The sequence below is a fragment of the Pseudomonas sp. PS01298 genome (assembly GCF_029959745.1).
GTDB lineage: Bacteria > Pseudomonadota > Gammaproteobacteria > Pseudomonadales > Pseudomonadaceae > Aquipseudomonas > Aquipseudomonas aylmerensis.
Map to the genome: position 1 here is coordinate 23102 of NZ_JASCPP010000029.1, position 21173 is coordinate 44274.

A 21173-nucleotide genomic window follows, 5' to 3' on the forward strand; every position below is an offset into this window, starting at 1 on the left:
TCGAAGAGATGGGTCAGAAAGTACATCCCATTGGCATTCGCCTGGGAATCGTCAAGGAGCACACCTCCGTCTGGTACGCAGACGGTCGGACTTATGCGGACTACTTGTTCGCTGATCTGAAGGTGCGTGAGTATCTCCAAGACAAACTAAAAAGCGCGTCCGTAAGCCGTATCGATATCCATCGTCCGGCCCAAACTGCACGTATCACCATCCACACCGCTCGTCCAGGTATCGTTATCGGGAAGAAAGGTGAAGATGTTGAGAAACTGCGTCAGGACCTGACCAAGCAAATGGGTGTGCCTGTGCACATCAATATCGAAGAGATCCGCAAGCCGGAGCTCGACGGTATGCTGGTTGCGCAGAGCGTAGCTCAGCAGCTGGAGCGTCGCGTAATGTTCCGTCGCGCTATGAAGCGCGCCGTACAGAACGCCATGCGCATTGGTGCCAAAGGCATCAAAATCCAAGTGAGCGGTCGTCTCGGCGGTGCTGAAATCGCACGTACTGAATGGTATCGCGAAGGTCGTGTGCCACTGCACACCCTGCGTGCCGACATCGACTATGCCAACTACGAAGCTCACACCACTTACGGTGTGATCGGTGTAAAGGTTTGGATCTTCAAAGGCGAAGTAATTGGTGGTCGCCAAGAAGAACTGAAACCACAAGCACCAGCGCCTCGTAAAAAAGCTGCTAAGTAAGGGGTACGCCAAATGTTGCAACCTAAGCGTACGAAGTTCCGCAAGCAGATGACAGGCCACAACCGTGGTCTGGCTCAGCGCGGTAGCAAAGTCAGCTTCGGCGAGTTCGCGCTGAAGTCTGTAGCTCGTGGTCGTCTCACCGCTCGTCAGATCGAGTCAGCGCGTCGTGCTCTGACCCGTCACGTAAAACGTGGCGGCAAGATCTGGATCCGTGTATTCCCGGACAAGCCGATCTCCAAAAAACCTCTCGAGGTTCGGATGGGTAAAGGTAAGGGTAACGTGGAATACTGGGTAGCCCAGATTCAGCCAGGCAAAGTCCTGTATGAAATCGAGGGTGTTTCTGAAGAGCTGGCGCGTGAGGCTTTCGCCCTGGCTGCTGCAAAGCTGCCGCTCGCCACCTCCTTTGTTAAACGGACGGTGATGTGATGAAAGCGAATGAACTTCGTGAAAAATCCGCACAGCAGCTGAACGAGCAACTGCTCGGCCTGCTGCGCGACCAGTTCAATCTGCGTATGCAGAAAGCAACTGGCCAGTTGGGGCAGTCTCATCTGCTCTCGCAAGTTAAGCGTGACATCGCTCGCGTGAAGACTGTGCTCAACCAGCAGGCAGGTAAGTGATCATGGCTGAAGCCGAAAAGACTGTCCGTACGCTGACTGGCCGTGTTGTCAGCGACAAGATGGACAAAACCATCACCGTTTTGATCGAGCGTCGCGTTAAGCACCCGATCTACGGTAAATATGTTAAGCGTTCGACTAAGCTGCACGCGCACGACGAAACCAATCAGTGCCACATCGGCGACAAAGTCACTATTCGTGAAACTCGTCCGCTGGCCAAGACCAAGTCTTGGGCACTGGTTGATGTTCTCGAACGCGCTGTGGAAGTCTAAGGACTAGGGGTCGGAGAAATTATATGATTCAGACTCAATCCATGCTCGATGTGGCCGATAACAGCGGCGCTCGCCGTGTTATGTGCATCAAGGTGCTGGGTGGCTCCCATCGTCGTTACGCTGGTATCGGTGACATCATCAAAGTTACCGTGAAGGAAGCAATTCCTCGCGGTAAGGTGAAAAAAGGCCAAGTGATGACTGCTGTTGTAGTCCGCACTCGTCACGGCGTACGCCGTGCAGATGGCTCCATTATCCGCTTTGATGGCAACGCTGCTGTTCTTCTGAACAACAAGCAAGAGCCGATCGGCACCCGTATCTTTGGGCCAGTGACCCGTGAACTTCGTACTGAGAAGTTCATGAAGATCGTCTCGCTCGCCCCAGAAGTGCTGTAAGGAGATCCGACATGCAAAAGATTCGTCGTGACGACGAGATCATCGTGATCGCCGGCAAAGACAAAGGTAAGCGCGGTAAGGTGCTGAAGGTTCTCGCTGACGACCGTCTGGTCGTTGGTGGTCTGAACCTGGTCAAGCGTCATACCAAGCCTAACCCGATGTCGGGCGTACAGGGCGGTATCGTCGAGAAAGAAGCGCCACTGCACGCTTCTAACGTCGCCATCTTCAACGGCGAAACCAACAAGGCTGATCGTGTTGGTTTCAAAGTAGAAGACGGTAAGAAAATTCGTGTCTTCAAGTCGACCCAAAAAGCGGTTGATGCTTGAACACTGCTAGGTAGATAAGACCATGGCACGACTACAAGAGATTTACCGGAAGGAAATCGCCCCCAAGCTTAAGGAAGAACTTAAGCTCGGGAACGTGATGGAAGTTCCGCGCGTTACCAAAATCACCCTGAACATGGGTCTGGGCGAAGCGATCGGCGACAAAAAAGTCATCGAGCACGCTGTTGCTGACCTGGAAAAGATCACCGGTCAAAAGGTCGTTGTGACTTACGCTCGGAAATCCATCGCTGGCTTTAAAGTCCGTGAAGGTTGGCCGATCGGCGTCAAAGTGACCCTGCGCCGTGAGCGTATGTACGAATTCCTGGATCGTCTGCTGTCGATCTCCCTGCCTCGGGTTCGCGACTTCCGCGGCCTGAATGCCAAGTCCTTCGATGGTCGTGGTAACTACAGCATGGGCGTGAAAGAGCAGATCATCTTCCCGGAAATCGACTACGACAAGATCGATGCTCTCCGCGGTCTGGACATCACCCTGACCACCACTGCCAAGAACGATGATGAAGGCCGCGCTCTGCTGCGTGCATTCAAATTCCCGTTCCGCAACTGATTGGAGTAGGACCATGGCCAAGATGAGCATGAAAAACCGCGAGCTGAAGCGTCAGCTCACGGTTGCCAAGTACGCCAAGAAGCGTGCAGCACTGAAAGCGATCATCGTTGATCTGAACGCAAGTCCAGAAGCGCGTTGGGAAGCTACAGTTGCTCTGCAGAAGCAGCCACGTGACGCAAGCGCTTCGCGCATGCGTAACCGCTGCCGCCTGACCGGTCGTCCACACGGCGTTTACCGCAAGTTCGGCCTCGGCCGTAACAAACTGCGTGAAGCGGCAATGCGTGGTGACGTACCAGGTCTGGTTAAAGCCAGCTGGTAAGTACTTTCAGCGTCCAGGTGGGAGGTATCGCAAGATACTGACCACCGGTGACCTTGAATCTGGAACAAGCCCCTTTTGGGGCTTGTTTCATTTCCGGAGTGTGTCTAGAATACCCGGCTCGCCTGAGCCCGTGTTTTCTATGCTCGGAGATTCTCGGCGACATATGTAGCCGCAAGGCTAATTTTTTTGTATTAGGAGCGTCTAGCCCATGAGTATGCAGGACCCGTTAGCGGACATGCTAACTCGTATCCGTAATGCCCAGATGGCTGAAAAGTCCGTCGTAAGCATGCCATCTTCCAAGTTGAAGGTAGCTGTTGCCAAAGTCCTGAAAGACGAAGGCTACATTGCGGGTTATCAGATCAGCAGCGAAACCAAGCCACTGCTGTCCATCGAGCTGAAGTACTTCGAAGGCCGTTCGGTCATCGAGGAAGTGAAGCGCGTTAGCCGTCCAGGCCTGCGTCAGTACAAGTCCGCTGAGGATCTGCCGAAAGTTCGTGGCGGTCTTGGCGTGTCTATCGTCTCCACCAACAAAGGTGTGATGACGGATCGTGCTGCGCGCGCTGCCGGTGTCGGCGGCGAAGTTCTTTGCACTGTGTTCTAAGGGGGGATAAGCATGTCTCGCGTCGCTAAGAACCCCGTTAAGCTGCCAGCCGGTGTCGAAGTCAAATTCGCAGGCCAACAGCTTTCGGTGAAGGGTGCCAAGGGTACTCTTGAACTGAACATCCATTCGTCCGTTGAGATCGTTGAAGAAGCTGGTGAGCTGCGTTTCGCTGCTCGCAATGGCGATCAACAAACTCGCGCAATGGCCGGTACCACGCGTGCGTTGGTAAACAACATGGTCCAAGGCGTAAGCCAAGGCTTCGAGCGTAAGCTCCAGCTGGTCGGTGTTGGTTACAAAGCGCAAGCAAAAGGCACGGTTTTGAACCTGGCCCTTGGCTTCTCGCACCCAGTGGATTACGAACTGCCGGAAGGCATCACCGCTGAGACTCCTAGCCAGACCGATATCCTGATCAAGGGCATCGATAAGCAGCTGGTAGGTCAAGTGGCTGCTGAGATCCGCGACTTCCGTCCACCAGAGCCGTACAAAGGCAAAGGTGTGCGCTACGCGGACGAAGTCGTCCGTCGTAAAGAAGCCAAGAAGAAGTAGGGCATAGCAAATGACCGACAAAAAAGTTACTCGACTGCGTCGCGCTCGCAAAGCACGCCTGAAAATGCACGAACTCGAAGTCGTGCGTCTCTGCGTGTTCCGCTCGTCGCAGCACATCTACGCCCAGGTCATCTCGGCCGACGGCAACAAAGTCCTGGCAAGCGCCTCGACTTTGGATAAAGAACTGCGTGATGGTGCCACTGGCAACATCGACGCGGCCACAAAGGTTGGCCAGCTGGTCGCTACGCGTGCTAAGGCCGCTGGCGTCTCGCAAGTGGCTTTCGACCGCTCTGGCTTCAAGTACCACGGCCGCGTTAAAGCGCTGGCTGATGCTGCTCGTGAAGCTGGGCTGGAGTTCTAAGTTATGTCAAATAACGACCAAAAGCGCGACGAAGGCTACATTGAGAAGCTGGTTCAAGTTAACCGCGTAGCCAAAACCGTTAAAGGCGGCCGTATCTTCACTTTCACCGCGTTGACCGTGGTGGGTGATGGTAAAGGGCGCGTTGGCTTCGGCCGTGGCAAGTCGCGTGAAGTGCCTGCTGCGATCCAGAAGGCAATGGAAGCTGCTCGCCGCAACATGATCCAAGTTGATCTGAACGGCACCACGCTGCAGTACGCAATGAAGTCCGCTCATGGCGCTTCGAAGGTGTACATGCAGCCTGCTTCTGAAGGTACCGGTATCATCGCTGGCGGCGCTATGCGTGCTGTCCTCGAAGTTGCTGGCGTTCAGAACGTTCTGGCCAAGTGCTACGGCTCGACTAACCCGGTAAACGTGGTTCACGCCACTTTCAAAGGTTTGAAAGCTATGCAATCCCCTGAATCCATTGCCGCCAAGCGTGGCAAAAGCGTCCAGGAGATCTTCTGATCATGGCTACCGTTAAAGTAACGCTGATCAAAAGCATGACCGGCCGCATCCCTAACCACAAACTGTGCGTTAAAGGTCTGGGTCTGCGTCGCATCGGTCACACTGTAGAAGTCCAGGATACTCCCGAGAATCGCGGGATGATCAACAAGGCTTACTACATGCTGCGTGTAGAGGGTTAATCGATGAAACTCAATGATCTGAGTCCAGCGCCGGGTTCCCGTCGCGAAAAGCATCGTCCGGGCCGTGGTATCGGTAGCGGTTTGGGTAAGACTGGTGGCCGTGGCCACAAAGGTCAAACCTCCCGCTCCGGTGGCACCATTGCTCCAGGCTTTGAAGGCGGTCAACAGCCGCTGCATCGTCGCCTGCCTAAGTTCGGTTTCGTTTCCCTGAAAGCCATGGACCGCGCAGAAGTGCGTCTGTCCGAGCTGGCCAAAGTGGAAGGCGACATCGTTACTGTGCAGACCCTGAAAGATGCCAACGTGATCAACGTCAACGTACAGCGTGTGAAAATCATGCTGTCCGGTGAAGTGACTCGCGCTGTCACTATCGGCAAGGGAATCGGCGCCACCAAAGGTGCGCGTTCGGCTATCGAAGCAGCTGGCGGCAAGTTCGAGGAATAAATGGCTAAGCAAGGTGCTCTCTCAGCGCTCGGCAAAGGCGGTATGTCTGAACTTTGGGCTCGTCTGCGTTTTCTGTTCCTGGCGATTATCGTCTACCGAATAGGCGCACACATCCCGGTTCCAGGTATCAACCCGGACCGACTCGCAGACCTGTTTCGACAGAATGAGGGGACCATTCTTAGCTTGTTCAACATGTTTTCCGGCGGCGCGCTGGAACGGATGAGCATCTTTGCACTGGGGATCATGCCGTACATTTCGGCATCGATCATCATGCAACTGATGACCGCCGTCAGCCCGCAGCTGGAGCAGTTGAAGAAGGAAGGTGAAGCTGGCCGTCGCAAGATTAGCCAGTACACCCGCTACGGCACTGTCATCCTCGCCCTGGTTCAAGCTATCGGCATGTCCGTTGGCCTGGCCGGGCAGGGTGTTGCGTTCACTGGTGACTTTGGCTTCCATTTCGTCGCGGTATCCACTTTTGTGGCTGGTGCGATGTTCATGATGTGGCTGGGTGAGCAGATTACTGAGCGTGGTGTTGGCAACGGTATCTCGATGTTGATTTTCGCAGGTATCGTCGCCGGTCTTCCGAGAGCAATCGGGCAGTCTTTCGAGTCTGCGCGTCAGGGTGATATCAATATTTTCGCCCTGGTTGCCATCGGTTTGCTGGCAGTAGCGATTATCGGTTTTGTGGTGTTCATTGAGCGTGGCCAGCGTCGTATTGCTGTTCACTACGCCAAGCGTCAGCAGGGCCGTAAGGTTTTTGCTGCGCAGACCAGCCACTTGCCGCTGAAAGTGAATATGGCCGGTGTTATTCCGGCAATTTTCGCGAGCAGCATTTTGCTGTTTCCGGCTTCGTTGGGTACCTGGTTTGGTCAGTCTGAAAATATGGGCTGGCTGCAGGACCTCTCTCAGTCGATCGCTCCTGGTCAGCCGTTGAATATTCTGCTGTTTAGTGCAGGGATTATTTTCTTCTGCTTCTTCTATACGGCGTTGATGTTCAATCCGAAAGACGTAGCGGAAAACCTGAAGAAGTCCGGTGCCTTTATTCCGGGTATTCGTCCAGGTGAGCAGTCTGCACGCTACATTGATGGCGTTCTGACTCGTTTGACCCTGTTCGGTGCTCTATATATGACGGCCGTGTGCTTGTTGCCCCAGTTCCTGGTGGTTGCAGCAAACGTTCCGTTCTACCTTGGCGGGACCTCGTTGCTGATCGTGGTCGTGGTTGTGATGGACTTCATGTCCCAAGTACAATCGCACCTCGTTTCGCACCAGTACGAATCCCTGATGAAGAAAGCCAACCTGAAGGGCTACGGCAGCGGCATGTTGCGCTGAGTACCCCATAAGGTTCGAGGAGTTGGTGATGAAAGTTCGTGCATCGGTGAAAAAGCTGTGCCGTAACTGCAAGATTATTCGCCGCGAAGGTGTTGTTCGAGTAATTTGCAGCGCGGAACCGCGTCACAAACAGCGCCAAGGCTGAGTGTGATCCGCTTGAAGCCCGGCAGCTAGTGCGCTGCCGGGTTGATTATTTGTTATTACAGCGATATTATCTCGCGCCCTATTTCTTGGCTTCCGGGGCGTAGGTAGCTGTCAATTGGAGTCCCACTGAATGGCCCGTATTGCAGGCGTTAACATTCCAGATAACAAGCACACTGTTATCTCGCTGACCTACATCTATGGTGTTGGTCGCACTACTGCGCAGAAAATTTGCGCAGTTGCTGGGGTAAACCCAGCCGCTAAGATCAAGGATCTGAGCGACGAGCAGATTGAACAGCTGCGTGGCGAAGTGGCGAAGTTCACCACTGAAGGTGACCTGCGTCGCGAAATCAACATGAAAATCAAGCGTTTGATGGACCTCGGTTGCTATCGCGGTCTGCGTCATCGTCGTGGTCTTCCAGTACGCGGTCAGCGTACCAAGACTAACGCGCGTACCCGTAAAGGTCCGCGTAAGCCGATCCGCAAGTAATCGCCCCAGCGAATCGACAGGAAAATTATCATGGCAAAACCTGCTGCTCGTCCTCGTAAAAAAGTTAAAAAGACAGTGGTTGATGGCATCGCCCACATCCATGCTTCTTTTAACAACACCATCGTGACCATCACCGACCGTCAAGGTAACGCGCTTTCTTGGGCTACCTCCGGTGGTTCGGGTTTCCGCGGTTCCCGCAAGTCCACCCCGTTTGCTGCTCAAGTAGCTGCTGAACGTGCTGGTCAAGCTGCGCTGGAATACGGCCTGAAAAACCTCGACGTTAACGTCAAAGGTCCAGGTCCAGGTCGTGAGTCTGCTGTCCGTGCTTTGAACGGCTGTGGCTATAAGATCGCCAGCATCACCGACGTGACGCCAATCCCGCACAACGGGTGCCGTCCGCCGAAGAAGCGCCGCGTGTAATCCAGGAGATTGTAAAGAATGGCTCGTTACATTGGTCCAAAATGCAAACTCGCTCGTCGCGAAGGCACCGATCTCTTCCTGAAGAGCGGCGTGCGCGCGATCGAATCGAAGTGCAACATTGAAGCAGCACCTGGTATCCACGGCCAACGCCGCGGTCGCCAGTCCGATTACGGCACCCAACTGCGTGAAAAGCAGAAGGTCCGTCGTATCTACGGCGTTCTCGAGCGTCAGTTCAGCGGCTACTACAAAGAAGCTGCTGGCAAGAAAGGTGCAACCGGTGAAAACCTGCTGCAACTGCTCGAATGCCGTCTGGACAACGTTGTATACCGTATGGGCTTTGGTTCGACTCGTGCCGAATCCCGTCAGCTGGTATCGCACAAGTCGATCAGCGTTAACGGTCAGACCGTAAACGTTCCGTCCTACCAGGTTCGTGCTGGTGACGTGGTCGCAGTTCGCGAGAAAGCAAAAAACCAACTTCGCATTGTCCAAGCTCTCGATCTGTGTGCCCAACGTGGCCGCGTAGAATGGGTAGAAGTAGACACTGAGAAGAAGTCGGGCGTTTTCAAGAACGTTCCTGCTCGCAGTGATCTGTCCGCCGACATCAACGAAAGCCTGATTGTCGAGCTCTACTCCAAGTAAGGGCTAGAAAATAGGTGCATCCATGCAGATTTCGGTAAATGAGTTCCTGACACCCCGCCACATTGATGTGCAGGTTGTCAGTCCAACCCGCGCCAAGATCACTCTCGAGCCTCTCGAGCGTGGTTTTGGCCACACCCTGGGCAACGCGCTGCGCCGCATCCTGTTGTCCTCAATGCCCGGCTGTGCAGTAGTCGAGGCCGAGATTGACGGTGTGCTCCACGAGTACAGCGCCATCGAAGGTGTACAGGAAGACGTAATTGAAATCCTGTTGAACCTTAAAGGTCTGGCTATCAAGCTGCACGGCCGTGACGAAGTTACGCTGACCTTGTCGAAGAAGGGTTCGGGGGTGGTTACCGCTGCCGATATTCAGCTGGATCATGATGTCGAGATCGTTAACCCCGATCACGTAATCGCTAACCTGGCGTCTAACGGCGCCCTGAACATGAAGCTCACCGTAGCTCGTGGTCGTGGTTATGAACCGGCCGACTCGCGTCAGAGCGATGAAGACGAAAGCCGCAGCATTGGTCGCTTGCAGCTTGACTCTTCGTTCAGCCCGGTTCGCCGTATCGCATACGTGGTGGAAAACGCCCGTGTCGAGCAGCGTACTAACCTGGACAAGCTGGTTATTGATCTGGAAACCAACGGTACTCTGGATCCTGAAGAGGCTATCCGCCGCGCTGCAACCATTCTGCAACAGCAGTTGGCTGCGTTCGTCGACCTCAAAGGTGACAGCGAACCAGTGGTAATCGAGCAGGAAGACGAGATCGATCCGATCCTGCTTCGCCCGGTTGACGATCTGGAACTGACTGTACGTTCGGCTAACTGCCTTAAGGCGGAAAACATTTACTACATCGGCGACCTGATTCAGCGTACCGAAGTAGAACTGTTGAAGACTCCGAACCTGGGCAAGAAATCCTTGACTGAAATCAAGGACGTTCTGGCCTCCCGCGGTCTGTCCCTCGGCATGCGCCTCGACAACTGGCCGCCTGCAAGTCTTAAGAAGGACGACAAGGCGACTGCCTGATCGTCGTAATCACCGAACGTGAGTTTGGTAAGGAATGAACCATGCGTCATCGTAAAAGTGGTCGTCACCTGAGCCGTACCAGCTCGCACCGCAAGGCCATGTTCCAAAACATGGCGGTGTCGCTGTTCGAGCACGAGCTGATCAAAACTACACTGCCGAAAGCTAAAGAACTGCGTCGCGTTGCTGAGCCGCTGATTACTTTGGCCAAGACAGACAGCCTGGCTAACCGCCGTCTGGCTTTCGACCGTACTCGTTCGAAAGCTATCGTTGGTAAGCTCTTCAACGACCTGGGCAAGCGTTACGCTACCCGTGAGGGTGGCTACCTGCGCATCCTCAAGTGCGGTTTCCGCGCTGGCGACAACGCGCCTATGGCGTACGTCGAGTTGGTTGATCGTGCTACTGCTGGCGAAGCTGTAAGCGCCGAGTAAGACGACAAGCTGTAACGAAGAACCGGGCCTAGTGCCCGGTTTTTTGTGCGCGTAATAAAAGCGTCACGTGTACAAGCTTTCGTCAGGTCAAGATTGGCACTATGAATGAAGGGATTGTCGGTAGTTTTTCTCTATTGATGTCTGCAATTTAATGAATTTGTAGACGTCATGTTGATGATCGATACTTCCTCCAAGCCGATAGCCGGCAGTTCCAAGTCCGACCTGAGGAAAATTGAGCATGAGCCAGAACAAAATCCTTACTACTGCCAGTGGCGCGCCCGTTGCGGATAACCAGAATTCCCGTTCCGCCGGCCCTCGTGGCCCGCTGCTTCTTGACGACTTTCACCTGATCGAGAAGCTTGCCCATTTCAACCGTGAGAACATCCCTGAGCGTCGCGTACACGCCAAAGGCTCGGGTGCTTACGGTACATTCACCGTGACAAAAGACATTACTCAATACACCAGTGCCAAACTGTTCGAGTCTATTGGCAAGCAAACCCCAACCTTCCTGCGGTTTTCCACGGTAGGCGGCGAGCGTGGTTCGGCTGACACCGAGCGCGATCCGCGTGGTTTCGCCCTGAAGTTCTACACTGAAGAAGGCAACTGGGACATCGTGGGTAACAACACGCCGGTATTCTTCATTCGTGATCCATTGAAGTTCCCTGACTTCATCCACACCCAGAAGCGTCTGCCGCAAAGCAACTTGAAAAGCGCGCAGATGATGTGGGACTTCTGGTCGCACTCCCCTGAGGCGCTGCACCAGGTCACCATCCTGTTTTCGGACCGTGGCATCCCCGATGGCTACCGTCACATGCACGGCTTCGGCAGCCATACCTACAGCCTGATCAACGCCAAGGGCGAGCGTCACTGGGTGAAGTGGCACTACAAGACCAAGCAAGGCATCAAGAACCTGGCGCCTGCCGAGGCTGCACGCCTGGCCGGTACCGATCCTGATTACGCCCAGCGCGACTTGTTCGGTGCAATCGAGCGCGGTGATTTCCCGAAATGGCGCGTCTGCATCCAGATCATGACTGAAGCCCAGGCAAACGCTCACTATGAGAACCCTTTCGACGTAACCAAGACCTGGTCGCAGAAAGAGTTTCCGCTGATCGAAGTGGGTGAGCTGGAGCTCAATCGCAATCCGCAGAACTATTTCGCCGAAGTGGAACAAGCTGCGTTCGGTCCGAGCAACATGGTGCCAGGTGTGGGCTTGTCGCCAGACCGCATGCTGCAGGGGCGTGTGTTCGCGTACGCAGATGCCCACCGCTACCGCGTCGGCACGAATCACCAGCAACTGCCGGTGAATGCCCCGCGTAGCCCGGTAAATAGCTACCAGCGTGACGGCTCGATGGCATTCGGCAGCAACGGTGGTGCGGCGCCCAACTATGAGCCTAACAGCTACAGTGACGCACCGAAGCAAGCGCCGCAGTACGCTGAGCCTGCCCTGGCGCTGAGCGGTGCCGCGGATCGCTACGATCACCGCGAAGACACCGATTACTACAGCCATGCAGGTGCGCTGTTCCGCCTGATGAATGATGAGCAGAAAGCATTGCTCACCAGTAACATCGCCGGTGCAATGTCCGGGGTTTCCAGCGATGTGGTTCAGCGTCAATTGCAGCACTTCTACAAGGCAGACCCTGCTTATGGAGAAGCAATCGCAAAGGCACTGGGTGTATCGCTTAACTAACTCTAAACGATAAGCAGAACCGCCCTCATTTGGGCGGTTTTTGCGTTATTTCAGCTACTTTTCTCCGGAAATCTTCACTTTTCTGCCGTTGATCCCGTGACCTATAGGTCAGCATGGTTCAAACTACAGGCTTTCAAGCAGGGAGATGTAGGGCGATGCAAGGTCACCCCGACGTAATCGATTACCTCAACACGTTGCTGACGGGCGAACTGGCAGCTCGTGACCAATATTTCATCCACTCGCGTATGTACGAAGACTGGGGCTTTACCGAGCTCTACGAGCGTATCAACCACGAAATGGAAGAAGAGGCACAGCACGCCGACGCTCTGATGCGCCGTATCCTGATGCTCGAAGGCACGCCACGTATGCGGCCCGACGATCTGGATGTGGGCACCACGGTGCCTGACATGCTCGCTGCCGATCTTCGCCTTGAGTACAAGGTCCGTGCCGCCCTCTGCAAAGGCATCGAGCTTTGCGAGCAGCACAACGACTACGTCACCCGGGAAATCCTGCGGGTGCAGTTGAACGATACCGAAGAAGATCACACTTACTGGCTGGAAAAACAGCTTGGCCTGATCAAGCTGATCGGCCTGGAGAACTACCTGCAATCGCAGTTCTGATTTCCGGCTACAAAAAAGCCCCTGTCATCTTGATGTGACAGGGGCTTTTTATTGGGCCCTGGAAAGTCAGGCCCGATCGCGCGCCAGCAGCGGTTTCAAGTAGTAACCGGTGTGGGACTGTGGCATCTCGGAGACCTGCTCCGGTGTCCCCACTGCAATGATCTGGCCGCCCTTGGAGCCGCCTTCCGGCCCCAGGTCTACCAGCCAGTCGGCGGTCTTGATCACATCCAGGTTGTGCTCGATCACTACCACGGTGTTGCCGTGGTCCCGCAAGCGGTGCAGCACGTCCAGCAGTTGCTGGATATCCGCGAAGTGCAGGCCGGTGGTTGGCTCATCGAGGATATACAAGGTCTTGCCTGTATCGCGCTTGGACAGCTCGCGCGACAACTTCACCCGCTGCGCTTCACCGCCGGACAGGGTGGTCGCCGATTGCCCCAGCTTGATATACGACAGGCCCACATCCATCAGTGTTTGCAGCTTGCGCGCCAACGCCGGGACTGCGTCGAAGAACACCCGGGCTTCCTCGATGGTCATCTCGAGGGTTTCGTGGATGCTCTTGCCCTTGTATTTGATCTCCAGGGTTTCGCGGTTATAGCGCTTGCTCTTGCACACATCGCATGGCACGTAGATGTCCGGCAGGAAGTGCATCTCGACCTTGATCAAGCCATCGCCCTGGCAGGCCTCGCAGCGCCCACCCTTGACGTTGAACGAGAACCGGCCCGGCCCGTAGCCCCGCGAGCGGGACTCCGGTACACCGGCGAACAGCTCGCGAATCGGCGTGAACAGCCCGGTGTAGGTTGCCGGATTGGAGCGCGGTGTACGGCCAATCGGGCTCTGGTCGATATCGACCACCTTGTCCAGGTGTTCCAGGCCCTTGATGCTGTCGTGCGCTGCAGCTTCCAGCGTAGTCGCGCCATTCAGGGCGGTGGCACTCAGCGGGAACAGCGTGTTGTTGATCAGCGTCGACTTGCCCGAGCCGGACACGCCGGTCACGCAGGTCAACAGGCCCAAGGGGATTTCCAGGTCCACGTTGCGCAGGTTGTTGCCACGCGCTCCCTTGAGGTGCAGCGCGAGCTTCTTGTTGCGCGGTGTGCGCTTGGCCGGCACTTCAATCTTCACGCGGCCAGACAAGTATTTGCCGGTCAGCGAGTCCGGGTGGGCCATGACTTCGGCAGGTGTGCCTTCAGCGACGATATGTCCGCCATGCACACCCGCACCCGGGCCAATGTCGACGACATAATCCGCCAGGCGGATCGCGTCTTCATCGTGCTCGACCACGATCACCGTGTTGCCGATATCCCGCAGGTGTTTCAGCGTACCCAGGAGGCGGTCGTTGTCGCGCTGATGCAGGCCAATCGAAGGTTCATCAAGGATATACAGCACGCCCACGAGGCCTGCACCGATCTGGCTGGCCAGTCGAATCCGCTGGGCCTCACCGCCGGACAAGGTATCGGCGCTGCGATCCAGCGACAGGTAGTCCAGGCCCACGTTAACCAGGAACTGCAGGCGCTCGCGGATTTCCTTGAGGATCTTGTCGGCAATTTCCCCGCGGCGTCCGGTCAGCTTCAGTACGCCAAAGTATTCACAGGCATCGCCGATTGGCAGGTTGGTCACCGCCGGCAGGGTCTTCTCGCCGACCCAAACATGCCGGGCCTCACGGCGCAGGCGCGTGCCACGGCAATCCGGGCACGGCTGGGTGCTGAGGAATTTCGCCAGCTCCTCGCGCACGCTTGCCGACTCGGTCTCGCGGTAACGGCGTTCCAGGTTCGGCACGATGCCTTCGAACGGGTGCGAGCGCTTGACGATGTCGCCACGGTCGTTCAGGTACTTGAAGTCGACGTTCTGCGAACCACTGCCGTTGAGAATGACCTTCTGCTGGTCGGCCGGCAGTTGATTGAAGGGCACTTCAAGACTGAACTTATAGTGGGAGGCCAACGACCCGAGCATCTGGAAGTAATAGACGTTGCGCCTGTCCCAGCCGCGTATCGCCCCCTCCGCCAGCGTCAGTTCGCCATTCACCAGGCGCTTGATGTCGAAGAATTGCTTCACGCCCAGGCCATCACAGGTCGGGCAGGCGCCAGCCGGGTTGTTGAAGGAAAACAGCTTGGGTTCCAGCTCGCTGATGGCGTGGCCACAGATCGGGCAGGCGAAGCGCGCGGAGAAGATGATTTCTTCGCCTGGCTCGTCGTCCATCGGTGCGACCAGGGCGATGCCATCGGCCAGCTTCAACGCGGTCTCGAACGACTCCGCCAAACGCTGCTGCAGGTCGGCGCGCACTTTGAAGCGGTCGACCACCACATCGATCGAGTGCTTCTTCTGCTTGTCGAGCTTGGGCGCTTCGTCCAGCTCATAGAGCTTGCCATTGATGCGCGCGCGTACAAAACCTTGCGCACGCAGCTCTTCGAAGACCGAAAGGTGTTCACCCTTGCGCTCGCGAATCACCGGTGCCAGCAGCATCAGCTTGGCGCCTTCCGGCTGCGCCAGCACCAGGTCGACCATCTGGCTGACGGTCTGGGCCTCCAGCGGAATGTCGTGGTCCGGGCAGCGTGGAATACCTACTCGCGCGTAGAGCAGGCGCAGGTAGTCGTAGATCTCGGTAATGGTGCCCACGGTGGAACGTGGGTTATGGGAGGTCGACTTCTGTTCGATGGAGATCGCCGGCGACAGGCCTTCAATGGTGTCGACGTCTGGCTTTTCCATCATCGACAGGAACTGGCGGGCGTAGGCCGACAGCGACTCCACATAGCGGCGCTGGCCTTCGGCATACAGCGTGTCGAACGCCAGGGACGATTTGCCGGAGCCGGACAGGCCGGTGATGACGATCAGTTTGTCCCGGGGCAGGGTCAGGTCGATGTTCTTCAGGTTGTGGGTTCTAGCCCCACGAATCAGGATCTTGTCCAAGATGGCCTCGCACGGCGGGCGTAAATAATGCCGGAGTATACGGCTAAAGACTGGATGAATATACACTGTCAAAAGGCCGCTTGCAGCCTTACATGAAAGCTGCGCGGCAAACCGCCGCATATACCCTCTCAATCGATGGGACTGGTAGAATCGCCGCCGGTTCACACGAGGTTTTTCCATGCACGATCCCCACAGCGAACGCATGAGTAGCGGCGAGACCCGAGCAGCAAGCGGTCTGGCCCTGGTGTTCGCCTTCCGTATGCTTGGCATGTTCATGGTGTTGCCGGTGCTGGCGACCTATGGGATGGACCTCGCAGGCGCGACCCCCGCATTGATCGGCCTGGCGATTGGCGCCTATGGCCTGACCCAGGCAATTTTCCAGATTCCTTTCGGGATCATTTCCGACCGCATCGGCCGTCGCCCGGTGATTTACCTGGGGCTGATCGTGTTCGCCCTCGGCAGTGTGCTCGCGGCCCAGTCCGATTCGATCTGGGGTGTGATCGCCGGACGAATCCTGCAAGGCGCCGGGGCAATTTCCGCCGCTGTCATGGCGCTGTTGTCGGACCTGACCCGCGAGCAACACCGCACCAAGGCCATGGCCATGATCGGCATGACCATCGGTCTGTCCTTCGCCGTGGCGATGGTGGTCGGCCCCTTGCTGACGCGTGCCTTCGGTTTGCACGGGCTGTTCCTGGCCACTGGCGGCATGGCGTTGTTCGGTATCGTGATCGTGGCCTTTATGGTGCCGCGCTCCACCGGCACCCTGCAGCACCGTGAATCGGGTGTCGCGCGCAAGGCGTTGTTACCGACGCTCAAGCACCCGGACCTGTTGCGCCTGGATTTAGGTATCTTCGTATTGCACGCGATGCTGATGTGCAGCTTCGTCGCCTTGCCTCTCGCACTGGTGGAAAAAGCCGGTCTGCCCAAGGAGCAGCACTGGTGGGTCTACCTGACAGCGCTGCTGGTTTCGTTCTTCGCCATGATCCCGTTCATCATCTACGGCGAGAAGAAACGCAAAATGAAACGAGTTTTGCTCGGCGCCGTCACGACGCTGATGCTCACTGAGCTATTCTTCTGGCAGTTCGGCGACAGCCTGCGGGCGCTGGTAATCGGCACGGTGGTGTTCTTCACCGCGTTCAACCTGCTGGAGGCCTCGCTGCCGTCGCTGATCAGTAAAGTTTCACCGGCCGGGGGCAAGGGCACTGCGATGGGGGTGTATTCCACCAGCCAGTTCCTGGGTTCCGCACTGGGCGGCATCATGGGCGGCTGGATGTTCCAGCATGGCGGTTTGTCGGTTGTGTTCCTCGGATGCGCCGGGCTGGCTGCACTTTGGCTGGCCTTTGCTGTTACCATGCGCGAACCTCCCTACGTCACAAGTCTGCGTTTGCCGCTGTCGCCAGAGGCGATCCGTGAAAGCGGTCTGGTAGAGCGCCTGAAGGCCGTCGTAGGGGTAACAGATGCAGTCGTGGTCGCTGAAGAGGCGGCCATTTACATCAAACTGGACACCGAATTATTGGATCGCGCGACGCTCGAGCAACTGGTCAACCCAGTGCCGACAGCGCGCCCAGCCTAGGAGAACGTTATGGCCCGTGGGGTTAACAAAGTCATATTGGTCGGTACATGCGGCCAGGATCCCGAAGTTCGCTACTTGCCTAACGGTAACGCCGTGACCAACCTGAGTCTGGCGACCAGCGAACAATGGACCGACAAGCAGACCGGCCAGAAGGTCGAGAAAACCGAATGGCACCGCGTATCGATGTTCGGCAAGGTCGCCGAGATCGCCGGTGAGTACCTGCGCAAAGGTTCGCAGGTCTACATCGAAGGCAAGCTGCAGACCCGCGAGTGGGAAAAAGACGGCATCAAGCGTTACACCACCGAAATCGTGGTCGACATGCAAGGCACCATGCAACTGCTGGGCGGCCGTCCACAGGGCGACCAACAGGGCCAGGGCGGCATGTCCAACTCGGCACCGCGTCCACAACAGTCGCGTCCGCAGCCAAGCCAGCAGCCACAGCGTGAGTCGCGTCCAGCGCCACAACAGGCCGCGCCGCAGCCTGCGCCGGATTTCGACAGCTTTGACGATGATATCCCGTTTTAAGGTTTAACCACCGGAACGAGCAAAACCCCCGACGGCGCAAGCCTCGGGGGTTTTTTATTGCCGTTTGTCAGGCGTCTGTCGAGGCCGCTCGCACCACCATTTCCTTGAAGCGTTGCAGCACTGCCGAGCCATCACCCACCCGCGTCGCCAGATGCAAGGGCGCCACCAGGCTGCGGCAATCGCTCAACTCCCGGTAGACGATGCCATCCCCGCGCAGCCGCTGCATCGAGGCCGGCACGATGGACACCCCAAGGCCCGCAGCCACCAGGCTCAACGTGGCGGTCATGCGCGGGGCTTCCTGGACCACCTGCGGGCTGAACCCCGCTTCACGGCAGGCCACCAGGATTGCGTCATACAACCCCAGTCCGACACGACGGCGATAGAGCACGAAAGACTCGGTGGCCAGCGCAGACAAGGGCAGGGGGATGTCAAAGTCGATCGCCAACGGATGATCGGTCGGCAGCGCCAGCAACATCGGCTCCACCAGGATCGGCTCGTCCTGCAATGATTGCGTGCCGCTGAGCGGTGAGCGGATAAACGCCGCGTCGAGTTTCTCATGCGCCAGCGCGTCCAGCAGTTCGCCGGTTCCGGCTTCCTCCAGTACGACCGAGACTCCCACGAAGGTTTCCCGAAACAGCCGCAATACACTCGGTACAAACGGGTGCAAGGCCGCTGAGCTGGTAAAGCCGATGGCCAGGCGCCCGCGTTCTCCCCGAGCGGCGCGACGCACGACATCGGCGACACCGTCGACGCGCGCCAGCACCTCGCGTGCTTCATCCAGCAGGGCCAACCCGGCCGGGGTCGGCCGCACGCCGCGTGGCAGGCGTTCCATCAGCACCACGTCCAATTCGGCTTCAAGGCTTTGCAGCAAGCGCGTCAACGGTGGCTGCTGCATGCCCAGGCGTTGCGCAGCGCGGGTGATGTAGCCTTCTTCGGCAATGGCAACGAAGGCTTTGAGTTGGCGAAGCTCCAGCATAGGAATACTTTTGAGGTATGGGAGGTAGCCAATCCTGGCATTTGTTCTCATGGCTCACAAGAATTAGGCTGTAGCCAACCTCAAAAAGAAGGAAAGCCGTGATGACCTGGTCAGCCAAGCAGTACACGATGTTCGAACAGCAGCGCACTCGTCCTGTCCGTGACCTGGTCGCGGCCATTCCGAATACTGAGGTGCGCAATGCCGTTGACCTGGGCTGCGGCCCCGGCAATTCCACCGAAGTACTCGCCGAGCGCTTCCCGCAGGCGCACGTCACGGGCATGGACAGCTCCGATGACATGCTGGTCGATGCCCGCAAACGGCTGCCGGCGTTGAGCTTCGAACTGGCGGATATCGGTGCCTGGCGCCCTGCACAGGCTTTCGATGTGATCCTGGCCAATGCCTCCCTGCAATGGCTGCCCGACCACGCCACGCTCTACCCGCATTTGGTCAACCAACTGACGCCCGGCGGTACGCTGGCCGTGCAGACACCGGACAACCTCGACGAACCTGCCCACCGGCTGGCCCGCGAGGTGGCTGCCGACGGCCCATGGGCGGCCAGGATCGGTGCGGTCAAACACAATGAGCGGCACAGCGCGAACTACTATTACGAGTTGCTGAGCAAACACAGCACCGTGGACGTGTGGCGCACCACGTACCTGCATCCACTGGCCGACCACGCGGCTGTGGTGGAGTGGTTCAAGGCCTCGGCGTTGCGGCCGTTTCTGGCGCCGTTGACCGACGAAGAAAAGGCCGCCTTCCTACGTGAGTATCAGGCGCGAATTACCCAGGCTTACCCAGCCCTGGACGATGGCACCGTGTTGCTGCCATTTCCGCGCCTGTTCATCATCGCCACGCGCTGACGCGCTCCACACGAGTGGCGGTTACGCGGCCGCCGCTTGTGCCTGCAAATACTCCTGTGCCGACACCACGCCGGCATAACCAAACGCCAACGATGCCATGTAGGTGTCATGCACGTGCGCCGCCGGGATCACCTTGCCATTGAATTCCAGGTCCCGCGTGGCGCAGGCGTCATGGATCAGTGTGACCTTGTAGCCCAGGTCCGCCGCCGCTCGCACCACCGCATCAATGCACATATGGCTCATGCTGCCGACTACCACCAACTCCGTGATGCTGCGTTGTTCCAGCAGTGCGCGCAGGTTGGTCTCGCGAAACGCATTGACGAAATGCTTGAGCACCACCGGCTCACTGCCCTCATTCAGTACCTTGGGGTGCAAATAAGCGCCCTCGGAGCCCGGGGTGAAGAAGGGCGCGTCATCCGAGGTAAATTCATGGCGCACATGAATCACCGCATCGCCCGCCTGGCGAAAGGCCTGGAGCACCTGCGCGGCCTTGTCTGCCGCGGCTTCCACGCCGTCGAGCGGCCACTTGCCCTGGGGGAAGTAGTCGTTCTGGATATCGATTAGGATGAGCGCTTGCTTGGCCATGGATGTTGCCTCGTGATGGGTTGATGGGGCCAGTATGTTAGCTGGCGCCGGCGCGCGGGATTGGCTGCACCGACAATAACAGGGGGAAAACTGACAATGGCGGTTGTGGAGCTGGGCGTGTTGATCTACCACGGTGCGCAGTTGGCGGCTGTCCACGGCCTGACCGATTTGTTCGGGGTGGCCAACCGGATTGCTGCCGAGCATCAATCCGCGCAACTGCCGTTGCTGCGGGTCAGCCACTGGCAGGTGGATGCCCATGGCACGCCTGCGCGGGTATTCGACACTCACCCCGGCCCTGAGCAACCGATGATGGCCCTGCTGGTGCCGCCTTCAATCGGTGAGTTCAGCGAAGAACAGGCACCGCCCGCGCTGCTCGAGTGGATTCGCCAGCAACACGCGGTGGGCACTGTGCTCGGCGGTGTGTGTATCGGCTCGATCATGCTGGCGCGCAGCGGCCTGTTGGACGGGCGCAGCGCCACCACCCATTGGTCCTCCGCCAGTGCCTTCGCCACACGGTATCCGGCGGTGCGCCTGGAGGCCGATAAACCTATCGTCGATGACGGCGACCTGATCACCACTGCCGGGCTGATGGCCTGGTCCGAACTGGGCCTGCGCCTGGTCGATCGCCTGATGGGCCCGAGCATCGCCGCCGGTACCGCGCGCTTCCTGGTGATCGAGCACAGTGACAGCGCCAGCCAATGCGGCAGCAACTTTGCGCCGATCCTGGGGCACGGCGACAGCGCGATCCTCAAGGTGCAGCATTGGCTGCAAGCCAGTGGCGCAGTGGACGTGTCGGTGGCGGCGATGGCGCAGGAGGCGGGCCTGGAAGAACGCACCTTCCTGCGGCGGTTTCTCGCCGCCACCGGCTTGAAACCTACCGAATACTGCCAGCACCTGCGCGTCGGCAAGGCGCGGCAGATGCTGGAATTCACCAACGGCACCATCGACCATATCGCCTGGACCGTGGGCTACCAGGACCCCAGTGCATTTCGGGCCATCTTCAAGAAGATCACTGGCCTGGCCCCCAGCGATTATCGCAACCGTTTCGGCGTGTGAATCGTGCAGAACGCCGCAGCATCAAGGCGGCGTCGTGCAGAATCAAACAGGCCAACTGCCATCGCTTTTTCGACAACCGGTTGATTTCACTCGCATCCTCCTTGAAA

General features: G+C 57.6%; 30 protein-coding genes. 27 read left to right on the top strand and 3 right to left on the bottom strand.

All coding sequences use genetic code 11. The features are described from left to right. Window positions 1-8: 8 nt before the first annotated feature. The 23 genes from rpsC (at window position 9) to bfr (ending at window position 12590) form a co-directional block, all read left to right on the top strand. Window positions 9-695 carry a 30S ribosomal protein S3 gene (gene rpsC, locus QMX97_RS12905; RefSeq protein ID WP_003176422.1) on the top strand — a complete coding sequence of 229 codons (687 nt, stop codon included), beginning with the start codon at window positions 9-11 and terminating at the stop codon, window positions 693-695. A gap of 12 nt (window positions 696-707) precedes the next feature. Continuing rightward, the gene (gene rplP / locus QMX97_RS12910) at window positions 708-1121 is read left to right on the top strand and encodes a 50S ribosomal protein L16 (protein WP_003176421.1); all 414 of its coding nucleotides are present in this window, start codon (window positions 708-710) and stop codon (window positions 1119-1121) included. Further along, window positions 1121-1312: a 50S ribosomal protein L29 gene (rpmC, locus tag QMX97_RS12915; protein ID WP_002555481.1), complete on the top strand. Its 192-nt coding sequence runs from the start codon at window positions 1121-1123 to the stop codon at window positions 1310-1312. The genes rplP and rpmC overlap by 1 nt, the downstream gene beginning before the upstream one ends. A 2-nt stretch (window positions 1313-1314) precedes the next feature. Further along, window positions 1315-1581: a 30S ribosomal protein S17 gene (rpsQ, locus tag QMX97_RS12920; protein WP_003176419.1), complete on the top strand. Its 267-nt coding sequence runs from the start codon at window positions 1315-1317 to the stop codon at window positions 1579-1581. A 23-nt stretch (window positions 1582-1604) separates the two neighbouring features. Then, complete coding sequence (gene rplN, locus QMX97_RS12925; protein ID WP_002555479.1) at window positions 1605-1973, top strand: 50S ribosomal protein L14; 369 nt, start codon at window positions 1605-1607, stop codon at window positions 1971-1973. 11 nt (window positions 1974-1984) lie between these two features. Next, on the top strand, window positions 1985-2299 hold the full coding sequence (gene rplX / locus QMX97_RS12930) for a 50S ribosomal protein L24 (protein WP_007896770.1): 315 nt from the start codon (window positions 1985-1987) through the stop codon (window positions 2297-2299). 22 nt (window positions 2300-2321) lie between these two features. Next, complete coding sequence (gene rplE, locus QMX97_RS12935; protein WP_003194642.1) at window positions 2322-2861, top strand: 50S ribosomal protein L5; 540 nt, start codon at window positions 2322-2324, stop codon at window positions 2859-2861. A 13-nt stretch (window positions 2862-2874) separates the two neighbouring features. After that, on the top strand, window positions 2875-3180 hold the full coding sequence (rpsN, locus tag QMX97_RS12940) for a 30S ribosomal protein S14 (protein WP_003176414.1): 306 nt from the start codon (window positions 2875-2877) through the stop codon (window positions 3178-3180). Window positions 3181-3388: 208 nt separating this feature from the next. Continuing rightward, window positions 3389-3781: a 30S ribosomal protein S8 gene (gene rpsH / locus QMX97_RS12945; protein ID WP_010566853.1), complete on the top strand. Its 393-nt coding sequence runs from the start codon at window positions 3389-3391 to the stop codon at window positions 3779-3781. 12 nt (window positions 3782-3793) lie between these two features. After that, on the top strand, window positions 3794-4327 hold the full coding sequence (rplF, locus tag QMX97_RS12950) for a 50S ribosomal protein L6 (RefSeq protein ID WP_003176412.1): 534 nt from the start codon (window positions 3794-3796) through the stop codon (window positions 4325-4327). A gap of 10 nt (window positions 4328-4337) precedes the next feature. Further along, the gene (gene rplR / locus QMX97_RS12955) at window positions 4338-4688 is read left to right on the top strand and encodes a 50S ribosomal protein L18 (RefSeq protein WP_003186037.1); all 351 of its coding nucleotides are present in this window, start codon (window positions 4338-4340) and stop codon (window positions 4686-4688) included. Window positions 4689-4691: 3 nt separating this feature from the next. After that, window positions 4692-5192, top strand: a complete 501-nt coding sequence (gene rpsE / locus QMX97_RS12960) for a 30S ribosomal protein S5 (protein ID WP_010566852.1) — start codon at window positions 4692-4694, stop codon at window positions 5190-5192. 2 nt (window positions 5193-5194) lie between these two features. Beyond that, window positions 5195-5371: a 50S ribosomal protein L30 gene (rpmD, locus tag QMX97_RS12965; protein ID WP_003176408.1), complete on the top strand. Its 177-nt coding sequence runs from the start codon at window positions 5195-5197 to the stop codon at window positions 5369-5371. 3 nt (window positions 5372-5374) lie between these two features. Next, window positions 5375-5812 (top strand): 50S ribosomal protein L15, encoded by a 438-nt coding sequence (gene rplO / locus QMX97_RS12970; RefSeq protein ID WP_003176407.1) that lies wholly within the window; start codon window positions 5375-5377, stop codon window positions 5810-5812. Beyond that, complete coding sequence (gene secY, locus QMX97_RS12975; RefSeq protein WP_003176406.1) at window positions 5813-7141, top strand: preprotein translocase subunit SecY; 1329 nt, start codon at window positions 5813-5815, stop codon at window positions 7139-7141. A 28-nt stretch (window positions 7142-7169) separates the two neighbouring features. Continuing rightward, window positions 7170-7286, top strand: a complete 117-nt coding sequence (rpmJ, locus tag QMX97_RS12980) for a 50S ribosomal protein L36 (protein ID WP_002555468.1) — start codon at window positions 7170-7172, stop codon at window positions 7284-7286. Between the two features lie 129 nt (window positions 7287-7415). Next, window positions 7416-7772 (top strand): 30S ribosomal protein S13, encoded by a 357-nt coding sequence (rpsM, locus tag QMX97_RS12985; protein ID WP_003194635.1) that lies wholly within the window; start codon window positions 7416-7418, stop codon window positions 7770-7772. A 30-nt stretch (window positions 7773-7802) separates the two neighbouring features. After that, window positions 7803-8192: a 30S ribosomal protein S11 gene (gene rpsK / locus QMX97_RS12990; RefSeq protein WP_002555466.1), complete on the top strand. Its 390-nt coding sequence runs from the start codon at window positions 7803-7805 to the stop codon at window positions 8190-8192. Between the two features lie 18 nt (window positions 8193-8210). Next, the gene (gene rpsD, locus QMX97_RS12995; RefSeq protein WP_003176404.1) at window positions 8211-8831 is read left to right on the top strand and encodes a 30S ribosomal protein S4; all 621 of its coding nucleotides are present in this window, start codon (window positions 8211-8213) and stop codon (window positions 8829-8831) included. 22 nt (window positions 8832-8853) lie between these two features. Next, window positions 8854-9855, top strand: coding sequence for a DNA-directed RNA polymerase subunit alpha (gene rpoA / locus QMX97_RS13000; protein WP_003176403.1), 1002 nt, complete (start codon window positions 8854-8856; stop codon window positions 9853-9855). A gap of 41 nt (window positions 9856-9896) precedes the next feature. Further along, on the top strand, window positions 9897-10283 hold the full coding sequence (gene rplQ / locus QMX97_RS13005; RefSeq protein WP_003176402.1) for a 50S ribosomal protein L17: 387 nt from the start codon (window positions 9897-9899) through the stop codon (window positions 10281-10283). Between the two features lie 238 nt (window positions 10284-10521). After that, the gene (locus tag QMX97_RS13010) at window positions 10522-11970 is read left to right on the top strand and encodes a catalase (RefSeq protein WP_065909929.1); all 1449 of its coding nucleotides are present in this window, start codon (window positions 10522-10524) and stop codon (window positions 11968-11970) included. A gap of 155 nt (window positions 11971-12125) precedes the next feature. Further along, window positions 12126-12590 carry a bacterioferritin gene (bfr, locus tag QMX97_RS13015; RefSeq protein ID WP_003176400.1) on the top strand — a complete coding sequence of 155 codons (465 nt, stop codon included), beginning with the start codon at window positions 12126-12128 and terminating at the stop codon, window positions 12588-12590. Between the two features lie 66 nt (window positions 12591-12656). On the opposite strand, the gene uvrA is transcribed toward bfr, so the two are convergent. Further along, a complete protein-coding gene (gene uvrA / locus QMX97_RS13020; RefSeq protein WP_106802493.1) occupies window positions 12657-15491 on the bottom strand; it encodes an excinuclease ABC subunit UvrA in 2835 nt (944 codons plus the stop codon). A 178-nt stretch (window positions 15492-15669) separates the two neighbouring features. On the opposite strand from uvrA, the gene QMX97_RS13025 reads away from it, so the two are divergent. Both QMX97_RS13025 and QMX97_RS13030 read left to right on the top strand, forming a co-directional pair. After that, the gene (locus QMX97_RS13025; RefSeq protein WP_065909934.1) at window positions 15670-17064 is read left to right on the top strand and encodes an MFS transporter; all 1395 of its coding nucleotides are present in this window, start codon (window positions 15670-15672) and stop codon (window positions 17062-17064) included. A 9-nt stretch (window positions 17065-17073) separates the two neighbouring features. Continuing rightward, entirely contained in the window at window positions 17074-17589 is a 516-nt protein-coding gene (locus QMX97_RS13030) for a single-stranded DNA-binding protein (protein ID WP_003232445.1), read from the top strand. Window positions 17590-17656: 67 nt separating this feature from the next. On the opposite strand, the gene QMX97_RS13035 is transcribed toward QMX97_RS13030, so the two are convergent. Beyond that, window positions 17657-18565 carry a LysR family transcriptional regulator gene (locus tag QMX97_RS13035; protein WP_282397037.1) on the bottom strand — a complete coding sequence of 303 codons (909 nt, stop codon included), beginning with the start codon at window positions 18563-18565 and terminating at the stop codon, window positions 17657-17659. A 101-nt stretch (window positions 18566-18666) separates the two neighbouring features. Between QMX97_RS13035 and tam the strand changes: the two genes are divergently transcribed. Further along, window positions 18667-19425 carry a trans-aconitate 2-methyltransferase gene (gene tam, locus QMX97_RS13040; RefSeq protein ID WP_065909938.1) on the top strand — a complete coding sequence of 253 codons (759 nt, stop codon included), beginning with the start codon at window positions 18667-18669 and terminating at the stop codon, window positions 19423-19425. A 21-nt stretch (window positions 19426-19446) separates the two neighbouring features. Here the strand turns inward: tam and QMX97_RS13045 are convergent, their stop codons facing one another. Continuing rightward, window positions 19447-20010: a cysteine hydrolase family protein gene (locus QMX97_RS13045; protein WP_106802497.1), complete on the bottom strand. Its 564-nt coding sequence runs from the start codon at window positions 20008-20010 to the stop codon at window positions 19447-19449. 96 nt (window positions 20011-20106) lie between these two features. Here QMX97_RS13045 and QMX97_RS13050 point away from each other — a divergent pair, with 96 nt between their 5' ends. Then, window positions 20107-21066: a GlxA family transcriptional regulator gene (locus QMX97_RS13050; RefSeq protein ID WP_282397038.1), complete on the top strand. Its 960-nt coding sequence runs from the start codon at window positions 20107-20109 to the stop codon at window positions 21064-21066. The last annotated feature ends 107 nt before the right edge of the window (window positions 21067-21173 follow it).